Consider the following 8,529-nt stretch of genomic DNA (forward strand, 5'->3'; position numbering starts at 1 on the left):
CAAACCGTCGCCGGAAATTCCCCGCCTTCCGGCTGACAAAATCGACCCCACCTACCGCCGCCTGCGCTGGCAGGTGTTTATTGGCATTTTCCTCGGTTATGCCGCCTATTATTTCACCCGTGGCAACTTCAACCTTGCACAAAAGGGGCTGCTGGATGCGCAAATTTTCGATACAGAACAACTGGGTAAGGTTGGTGCTGCCGCCGGCCTTGCCTACGGCATTTCCAAATTCCTGATGGCATCCATCTCTGACCGTTCCAATCCCAAATACTTCCTGCCCTGTGGACTGTTTCTTTCTGGTTTGTGTATGACATTGATGGGATTGACACAATGGGCGACCTCCGGTGTAACCATTGCTTTCATCATGATTTTCCTCAATGGCTGGTTTCAGGGCATGGGCTGGCCGCCCTGTGGCAAGACGATGGTGCACTGGTGGTCGAAAAAAGAACGCGGCACCATCGTTTCCATCTGGAACTGCGCGCACAACATCGGCGGCATGATGCCGGGCGCGATGGTACTGCTCGCGACCTACATCTTCGCGCAGAATCACCCCGACATCACCGACGTCAAGGCGATGCACGTCTGGCGGCAAGCGCTGTACTATCCGGGCGTGGTGGCGATGTTGCTCGCCGTGCCGGTTTACTTCGTCATGAAAGACACCCCGCAATCCTGCGGCCTGCCGCCGATTGAGCAGTGGAAAAACGACTATCCGGAAAACTACGACGAGAAAACCGCCGAGAAAAACCTCAGCACCAAAGAAATCTTCGTCACCTACGTCCTGAAAAACCGCCTGCTGTGGTACATCGCGCTCGCCAACGTCTTCGTCTATCTCATCCGCTACGGCGTGCTGAAGTGGTCTCCGGTTTACTTGGGCGAAGTCAAACACTTCGACATCAAAGGCACCGCCTGGGCGTACACCATCTACGAACTCGCCGCCGTACCGGGTACGCTGCTTTGCGGCTGGGTATCGGACAAAGTCTTCAAGGGACGTCGCGGCCTGACGGGCGTTATCTTCATGATTCTGACGACCCTTGCCGTACTCGCGCTGTGGCTGAACCCGGCCACCCCGGTCGATGCGCAAGGCAACATCATCGCCGAATACGCTGATGTCGTCTGGTACAAAAACCCCTACCAACTGACCGACTTCATCCTGATGACCACCGTCGGCTTCCTCATCTACGGCCCGGTCATGCTCATCGGCCTGCACGCGCTCGAACTCGCACCGAAAAAAGCCGCCGGAACTGCTGCAGGCTTCACCGGACTGTTCGGCTACCTCGGCGGTTCGGTCGCTGCAGCCTATATCATTGGTCGTACAGTCAAATACTATGGCTGGGATTACGGCTTCTATATCATCATTGCAAGCGGTGTTATTTCCATCGTCCTGCTGCTGATCACCACCATCGAAGAAGGCAAACACAAAGCCAAAATTCCCGAAAAAGAACGGCTGGTGAAATAAGCGCTTCATGCGCCAAAGCAAAGGGGAAACCGTGAGGTTTCCCCTTTTTGCTGCGGAATATACATACAGGTTGAGCGCTCAGGTGTGTGTAAATGGGTCTGGTAGGGACGGTTAGCGTAGCAACAAGTTATTGTTCGCGCAGCGAGAGACCGCCCGTCATCGGTTATGCGGGCGGTTACGGACTTCGTCCTGACCGCCCCTACGCGCTGCCGGCATTTACATACGCCTTTAGCGCTTCCCTGTATGTAAATCACCGAAAAAGTGAATGTTTGAGGAAAACCACCAAATCCCACAAAAAAAACCGCAAAAACAGGCGTAAAATACCCGCAAATTCACACCGGAGACCAACATGAAACGAACCCTGACCCTCACCATCCTCGCCGCCCTCGCCGCGACCGCCCAAGCGGAACAACAGCAGCCGCTGACCTACGGCGTGCGCCCGTTCTTCCTCATCGACAACCTCGAAGACGGCGCGCTCAAGCAGGAGCTGCTCGCCTGCGCCCAACAAACCCCGCAAAAAACCGAATTTTCCATCGGCCACCGTGGCGCCTCGCTGATGTTCCCCGAACACACCCGCGATTCCTACCTCGCCGGCGCGCGGGAAGGCGCGGGCATCCTCGAATGCGACGTTGCCTTCACCAAAGACAAAGAACTCGTTTGCCGCCACGCACAAAACGACCTGCACAACACCACCAACATCCTCGCCACCCCGCTCGCCGCCAAATGCAGCGTGCCGTTCAAACCGGCGGAATACGATGCGAGCGGCAAACTGGTGAAAGAAGCCGAAGTCGAATGCCGCACCTCAGACATCACCCTCGCTGAATTCAAAACCCTGAAAGGCAAAATGGACGGCGGCAACAAAGGCGCGCGCACCGTTGAAGAATACATGGACGCCACCCCGGACTGGCGTACCAATCTCTATGCGCAAAACGGCGAGCTGATGACGCACAAAGAAAGCATTGAGCTGTTCAAACAGCTCGGCGTCAAAATGACCCCCGAATTAAAAGAGCCGGTCGTCGCCATGCCGTTTGACGGCTTCACCCTCGAACAATACGCACAAAAAATGCTGGACGATTACACCGCCGCCGGAGTGCCTGCCAGCGACGTTTACCCGCAATCCTTCCAGCCGGAAGTCATCCGCTACTGGCTGAAAAACGGCGGCGAATTTGGCAAACAGGCGGTCTTCCTTGATGAAACCCTCGATACCGCCGCCCGTATCAAAGAAATGCCGGAATGGCGCAAAGCTGGACTGAATTATTTGTCGCCCGCGATGCCAATGCTGGTGAAAGACGAAGGCGGCAAACTCGTGCCCTCCGACTACGCCAAGGCGGCAAAAGAAAACGGCTTCAAGCTGATTACCTGGACGCTGGAACGCTCTGGCCCGTTGGCGCGCGGCGGCGGCTGGTACTTCACCGGCATCGAAAACCACGGCAAGAAAGACGGCGACATCTACAAATATCTGGATGTACTCGCCAAAGACGTCGGCATCAGCGGCATCTTCAGCGACTGGCCGGCAACCGTCACCTACTACGCCAACTGCAAAAAGCTGTAAGCGCCTACCCACAAAAATCCCCGCATCATGCGGGGATTTTTATGGGCGTTCTTGTGCATGGATGCTCAGATGACCCGCTCCTCCTCGCCAAACCACAGCACCGATTGCGTCAGATCGACGAAAGTCGCCTCGTCGGCGCGCAGGGTGGCGAGTGCCGCCTGCCCGGCGGCGGTGGCGCGTGCCTGGCTGAACGCCTCGCGGCTGTCGTACCAGAGTTCGCCCAGCGCGTCCCAGGCAAAGGGCAGGGTGTCGCGCATCGTCGCAGGCTGGTCAGTCGGCGGCAGCGTTTTCGCATAGCCGCGAATGTGCAGGGTTTCCTGCAGGGCCAGCACTTTTTCGGAATGGGCGTGCCAGCGGCTGCGAAATTCGGCGTCGCTCATGCCCGCTTTTTTCTTGACCAACATGATGATTTTGAACATGGTTTATGCTCCCAGGGTTTGTTGAACGGCCTGCCAGGCGGCGGGCAGGGTGGTGATGCCATCGGCGGCGAGGAAATGTCCGGCATTTGCCACGCGATGCACGGTACCGCCGAGGCGCGTCGCCAGCGCGTCGCTGTTGGCGGGGGCGACGACGTAGTCGTTGTCGCTGATGAGATGGTGGATGTGCGGCGTCATCGCGCGTAGCGCGGCGTCGTCGAGGCGGGCGCGATCGATATAGGCGTCAATGTTGAAACCGCCGATGGTCGGCAGTTCGGGCAGGCGCGCGCCGAAGCCGGCGACGAGGATGATGCCGCCGACTTGCGCCGGGCGGGTCACGCTCAGGTAATGCAGTAGCGACAGCGTGCCGAGGCTGTGCGCGATGAGCAGCGTGGCGGCGTCCGCAGTGCCGATGGCGGCGGCGAGTGCCTGTTGCCAGCGCTCGAAATCGGGCTGTTCGGCATCGGGCAGGGCGGGGACGGTGGTGGCGATGCCCGCCGCCTGCAATTGTTGTTGCAGCCAGGGAAACCAGTGATCGCCCGGCGTCGCGCCGTAGCCGTGGAGGATGATGGCTTTTGTCATGGAAGGCTCCGTGAGTGTGGGCGACGGAGTATGCAGCCTGTCATCGTGGCAGGGTCAAGCGGCGCCTTGCATGCGGGCGCGGGCGGCGCTATGGTGCGCGTTTTTCTTTTTACGGACAGGCATGATGGTTTTTGATTATGCGCAGGCGCTGGCGGCGCGATTGCCGCAACAGTCGGGCAATATTGCCGCTTATCGGCTGGAAAACGGCGAGCGGGTCTGGGTACGCAAGGCGGGCAAACGCATTGCCAAATGGCGCTATGCGCTGCTGGGGCTGTTTGCACACGGTCTGCATCTGGAAGCGCTGGAGCCGGTTCCGCATCCGGGCGGCCGCGCGGTGATTGCGACGGAGGCGGCGCGTTTGCAGGCACTGGCGGCATTGGGCGTGCGTGTGCCGCGGCTGTTGGCGCAAGCGGCGGAGGGGCTGATGTTTTCGCATCTGGGCGAGGAAACGCTGCTCGCCGCGATGGAACGCGACGGCATCGTGCGCTGGCAGCAGGGGCTGGACGCCATCGGCGCGGTACACGCGCGCGGCGGTTATTTGAGCGAGGCGTTTGCGCGCAATATGTTGCTGTGTGATGACGGCGCGGTCGGCTTTATTGATTTTGAGGAAGACCCCGGTCAGGTGCTGTCATTTACTGCCTGCGCCAGCCGCGATTATCTCTGCTATCTGCATTCGACGCTGTGGCTGTTGCAGGCGCAGGGTACACTGGCGGATGCCGCTCGCCGCTGGCGCGCCCATGCAGGCACGCTACCGCCGGAGGTGTTGGGGGCGATTGAGGCGGCGGTGCGACCGCTACGCTGGATGCGTGCGCTGCACCATCCGCGCTGGGGACGCGATACGCTGCGGACGGCGACGCTGGCAGCGTGGTTCGATGGCTTGTGGCGGGAAGGAGAAAGGCCGGAGTAATCCGGCCTTGTTTATAGCAATTACCCCGCCACCACAATATCGTCGCCATGACGCGAACAATGCGCCGGGGCGTACGCTATGGCGGATTCCGTGCGTAGGGTACGTGTCGGCTACGCCGCCACACATCCTACGCACGAAACCCGCCCGCTGCGGGCTTCGCCCTGCGAGGGAGGGGAAATTCCGCTTTTATAGCCATCCACCGAAAGTTTCAGACAAGGCGCGTCGCCGAAGACAGTACGCTTTTGTACGGCGAGGCGACGCAACACCGTATGAGGCTTTCGGTGGATGGCTATACCCGCAGACTTCAAACAGGTTCTCAGAGCTGTTTTGCCAAAAGGGCGGTCAGGTTGTCCTGACCGCCCCTTGCTTTACGTCATGGGTGGTTCGCCCGCAGGGGCGGTTATCGCTTATTGTGCGGCCGGAACGGACGCGCTTGCGTCAGCAGGTTGTGCCGCCGGGGCGCCGGCTGGCGGGCGTTTGCCGTGCTTGCCGTGTTTGTCGGGGCGTGCTTCGCTGCGCAGCACTTTGCCGTCGCTGGCGCTGACGTCGATGTCGTAACGGCTGCCGTCGCTGCCGATAACTTTGGTTTCGTACACGACGCTGCCGTCACGGCGGCCTTCCAGCTCGGCTTCCACGACTTTGCCTTTGCCCTGGCCTTCGGCGGTTTCTATCGCCTGGGTCAGGCTGACCGCGCTTTTGGCGGGCGGGTTGGCTTTTTGTCCGCTCTTGCGGCTGAGGATTTCGCCGCTGGTGGCGTCAATGCGGATTTCGTATTCCTGCGCGCTGTCGAACAGTTCGATTTCGTAGATGACGGCATCGCGTTTCAGTTTGAGGTCGATGCTGTCGGCGGTGGCGCCGGTGTCTTTTTCGGCGGTGGCAATGGCCTGGGCGGCGCTGATTTTGCTTTGCTCTAGCGCGGCGAGGCCTTTGTGGCCGTGGCCGTGTCCGGCGAAGGCGAGGCTGCTGCCACAGAGTGCGGCGAGGCCGAGGGTGGTGAGGGTTTTGGTCATTTGCTAACTCCTATTAGGTTTTGGGTTCATCGGCGGCGTGTTTGCTTCCGATGGCGCGCATTGTAGGAAGCGTTTTTTAGGGAAACGTTAGGAGTGCTGTTGTAAGAAGGCGGCAATGGCGGCGCTGTCCGGGATGGAGGGTTGCGCGCCGAGTTTTTGCACGGAAAGCGCGGCGGCGGCCTGTCCCCAGGCGATGGCCTGCGCCAGCGGTTCGTCGCGTAAAAGGGCGGCGGCAAGCGCGCCATTGAAGGTGTCGCCTGCGGCAGTGGTATCGACCGGCTTGACGCGGTAAGCGGGATGCAGCGCGCCGTGGCCATTGACGCTCGCATAGACGCCACGGCTGCCGAGGGTGATGAGTACGGTCGGTACGCCTTGCGCGTGCAGGGCGGTCGCGGCGCGGGCGGCGCTCATTTCGTCGGCAACGGCGATGCCGGTGAGGCGTTCGGCCTCGCTTTCGTTCGGGGTGATGAGGTCGAGGTTGGCGAGCAGTTCGCGCGGCAGTTCGGTGGCGGGGGCGGGATTGAGGATGGTGCGCACGCCGTGGGCATGGGCGATGGCGGCGGCGCGGATGACGCCATCGAGCGGGGTTTCCAGTTGCAGCAGCAGGATGCCTGCGTCCGCGATGCGCGCCTGTTCGCGTTCAACGTGGGCGGCGTTCAGTGCGGCATTGGCACCGGCGATGACGACGATGCGGTTTTCACCGGCGTGGTTAAGCCAGATCATCGCCATGCCGGTGCTGTCGGCGACGGTTTTGCTGCCGTCGCAGTCAATACCGAGGCGTTCGAGATGGTCGTGCAGTTCACCGCCCGCGGTATCGTTGCCAAAGGCGCTGATAAAGCGGGTCGGCGCGCCGCTTTTCGCAGCGGCTACGGCCTGGTTCGCGCCTTTGCCACCGTAGGCGCGGTGGTAATGGTCGCCGTGCAGGGTTTCGCCGCTTTTGGGGAAGGCGGCCATTTGTGCGATATGGTCTATGTTGCTGCTGCCGAGGACGAGGAGGGGTTTCATGGTGGCGGGAGTTGGTTGAGGATTTCGTGGTAGCTCTGCCGCAGCGCGTCGCGCTGTGCGGCGGGAACGTCGTGCGCGTCAAGGCAGCGCTCGAAGACGTCAAGCGGGTTGAGGTCGCCGAGGGTTTCGTCGGCGCGGTGTTGGGCGAGGACGCGCTCGCGGATGCGCTCGTTTTTGATGCGCAGGATTTCCAGACGAGTGTCGGCGGTGAGCGCGTGTAGCTGTTCGTGAATGCCACCGGCGATGGCGTCGCCGTCGTAGTGGATTTCCAGCCAGATGTTGTCGCCTGTCGCCGCGAGTTCCATCAGGCGGGCTTCGAGGGCGGGCAGGTCGCCGCGCAGGCGGGCGCGTCGCTGGAAGGTTGGCACGGTCAGCGGGCGGACACTGGCGCGACGTCCGTGAAATTCGACAAGGCAGACGCTGCGCGGCTGTTCGGCTTCGGCGAAGGTGTGCGGCAAGGGCGAGCCGCTGTAGCGGCGGCTTTCGTTGCCGCCGATGCGCTGCGCGCGGTGGATGTGGCCAAGGGCGAGGTAGTCGATGGTGGCGGGGAAGGCATCCGCCGGGACGTGCGCCAGCGTGCCGATTTCGTGGTCGTGTGCCTCGTTGGTTTCGCCGCCTGCGGTGTAAAGGTGGCCGGTGGCGATGAGCGGCAGATCGGCACCGTCGCGCAGGGTTTCGCCGTGGGCGACGGCGGCGGCGTAGTGGGCGCGGATGCCGTCGAGCAGTTTGGCGCTTTTGTCGGCGGCGCTTTCGCCCGCGTCTGCGGTGCGCAGGTCGCGTTCGCGCAAATAGGGAACGGCGCAGACGATGGCTTCTGTCGCACCGTTGCCGTCTTTGAGCAGCAGCACTTCGTCGGCGGGGTCGCGTGCGGCGCCAATGATGTGGACGTTGAGCGCGCGCAGGATGTCGCGCGGGGCATCGAGGAAGGCGGGCGAGTCGTGGTTGCCGGCGGTGATGATGACGTGGCGGCAGTATCCGGCGGCGATGCGACCGAGGAACTGGTAGTACTGCGCCTGGCTTTGTGTCGGCGGGGTGGTGCTGTCGAAGAGGTCGCCGGCGATGATGAGCGCATCTGCCTGTTCGGCATCAAGGGTGGCGGCGAGCCAGTCAAGGAAGGCGGCAAATTCGTGGTGGCGGCGGCGGCCGTAGAGGTTGCGCCCCAAGTGGATGTCGGCGGTGTGCAGGATTTTCACGGGTGAGGAAAAGATGCCCCTGCGTATGCCAGGGGCTGTTTGCAAGGGTCGTCTGCTGCGCGGCGCAGGGCGCGCCGGGATTCGCAGCAGGGCAGGGCGGCGGGTTATTTGCAGGTGAGGGAGACGACGCTGCCGCTGCCGCTGATGACGGCGTTGCATTGTTTGCCGCTGCCGTCCGGGTAGTATTGTTGGCACCAGCCGGGGTCGATGTTCTGGCCGTTGATGGTGCAGTGGGTGACCATGCTGCCGTTGCCGCCCATGTTGAGGCTGCCGCTGATGCGGTTGAAGCCGGGTTTGCTGCGGGTTTTCGGCGCAGCGGCGGCAGGCGCGGGAACGCTGGTGGCGGTCGGGGTGGCGACGGCGGCGAGTGCGTTGGCCGGGCGCGGGCTGTTTTGGGCGAGCAGCGGG

The 8,529-nt window shown here is 62.0% G+C and carries 9 protein-coding genes; 3 read left to right on the forward strand and 6 right to left on the reverse strand.

Annotation, left to right across the window (positions count from 1 at the left end):
• On the forward strand, positions 1–1,456 hold a 1,456-nt coding region (gene glpT / locus Q0349_RS01570; protein ID WP_298079053.1), incomplete at its 5' end, for a glycerol-3-phosphate transporter.
• Positions 1,457–1,805: 349 nt separating this feature from the next.
• Positions 1,806–3,008: a glycerophosphodiester phosphodiesterase family protein gene (locus tag Q0349_RS01575; RefSeq protein WP_298079054.1), complete on the forward strand. Its 1,203-nt coding sequence runs from the start codon at positions 1,806–1,808 to the stop codon at positions 3,006–3,008.
• A gap of 65 nt (positions 3,009–3,073) precedes the next feature.
• Here the strand turns inward: Q0349_RS01575 and Q0349_RS01580 are convergent, their stop codons facing one another.
• Together Q0349_RS01580 and Q0349_RS01585 are read right to left on the reverse strand one after the other, a co-directional pair.
• Positions 3,074–3,427 (reverse strand): EthD domain-containing protein, encoded by a 354-nt coding sequence (locus tag Q0349_RS01580; protein ID WP_298079055.1) that lies wholly within the window; start codon positions 3,425–3,427, stop codon positions 3,074–3,076.
• A 3-nt stretch (positions 3,428–3,430) separates the two neighbouring features.
• Positions 3,431–4,006 (reverse strand): alpha/beta fold hydrolase, encoded by a 576-nt coding sequence (locus Q0349_RS01585; RefSeq protein WP_298079057.1) that lies wholly within the window; start codon positions 4,004–4,006, stop codon positions 3,431–3,433.
• 121 nt (positions 4,007–4,127) lie between these two features.
• Here Q0349_RS01585 and Q0349_RS01590 point away from each other — a divergent pair, with 121 nt between their 5' ends.
• The gene (locus tag Q0349_RS01590) at positions 4,128–4,913 is read left to right on the forward strand and encodes a hypothetical protein (RefSeq protein ID WP_298079058.1); all 786 of its coding nucleotides are present in this window, start codon (positions 4,128–4,130) and stop codon (positions 4,911–4,913) included.
• A 407-nt stretch (positions 4,914–5,320) separates the two neighbouring features.
• Here Q0349_RS01590 and Q0349_RS01595 read toward each other — a convergent pair whose 3' ends face one another.
• The 4 genes from Q0349_RS01595 to Q0349_RS01610 all read right to left on the reverse strand — a co-directional run.
• A complete protein-coding gene (locus Q0349_RS01595) occupies positions 5,321–5,923 on the reverse strand; it encodes a PepSY domain-containing protein (protein WP_298079059.1) in 603 nt (200 codons plus the stop codon).
• Positions 5,924–6,010: 87 nt separating this feature from the next.
• Positions 6,011–6,928, reverse strand: coding sequence for a ribokinase (gene rbsK, locus Q0349_RS01600; RefSeq protein ID WP_298079060.1), 918 nt, complete (start codon positions 6,926–6,928; stop codon positions 6,011–6,013).
• Positions 6,925–8,121 carry an exonuclease SbcCD subunit D C-terminal domain-containing protein gene (locus tag Q0349_RS01605; RefSeq protein WP_298079061.1) on the reverse strand — a complete coding sequence of 399 codons (1,197 nt, stop codon included), beginning with the start codon at positions 8,119–8,121 and terminating at the stop codon, positions 6,925–6,927. The genes rbsK and Q0349_RS01605 overlap by 4 nt, the downstream gene beginning before the upstream one ends.
• A gap of 104 nt (positions 8,122–8,225) precedes the next feature.
• The coding region (locus Q0349_RS01610) for a hypothetical protein (protein ID WP_298079062.1) at positions 8,226–8,529 on the reverse strand (304 nt) is incomplete at its 5' end.

It is taken from the genome of uncultured Cardiobacterium sp. (assembly GCF_938028185.1).
GTDB lineage: Bacteria > Pseudomonadota > Gammaproteobacteria > Cardiobacteriales > Cardiobacteriaceae > Cardiobacterium.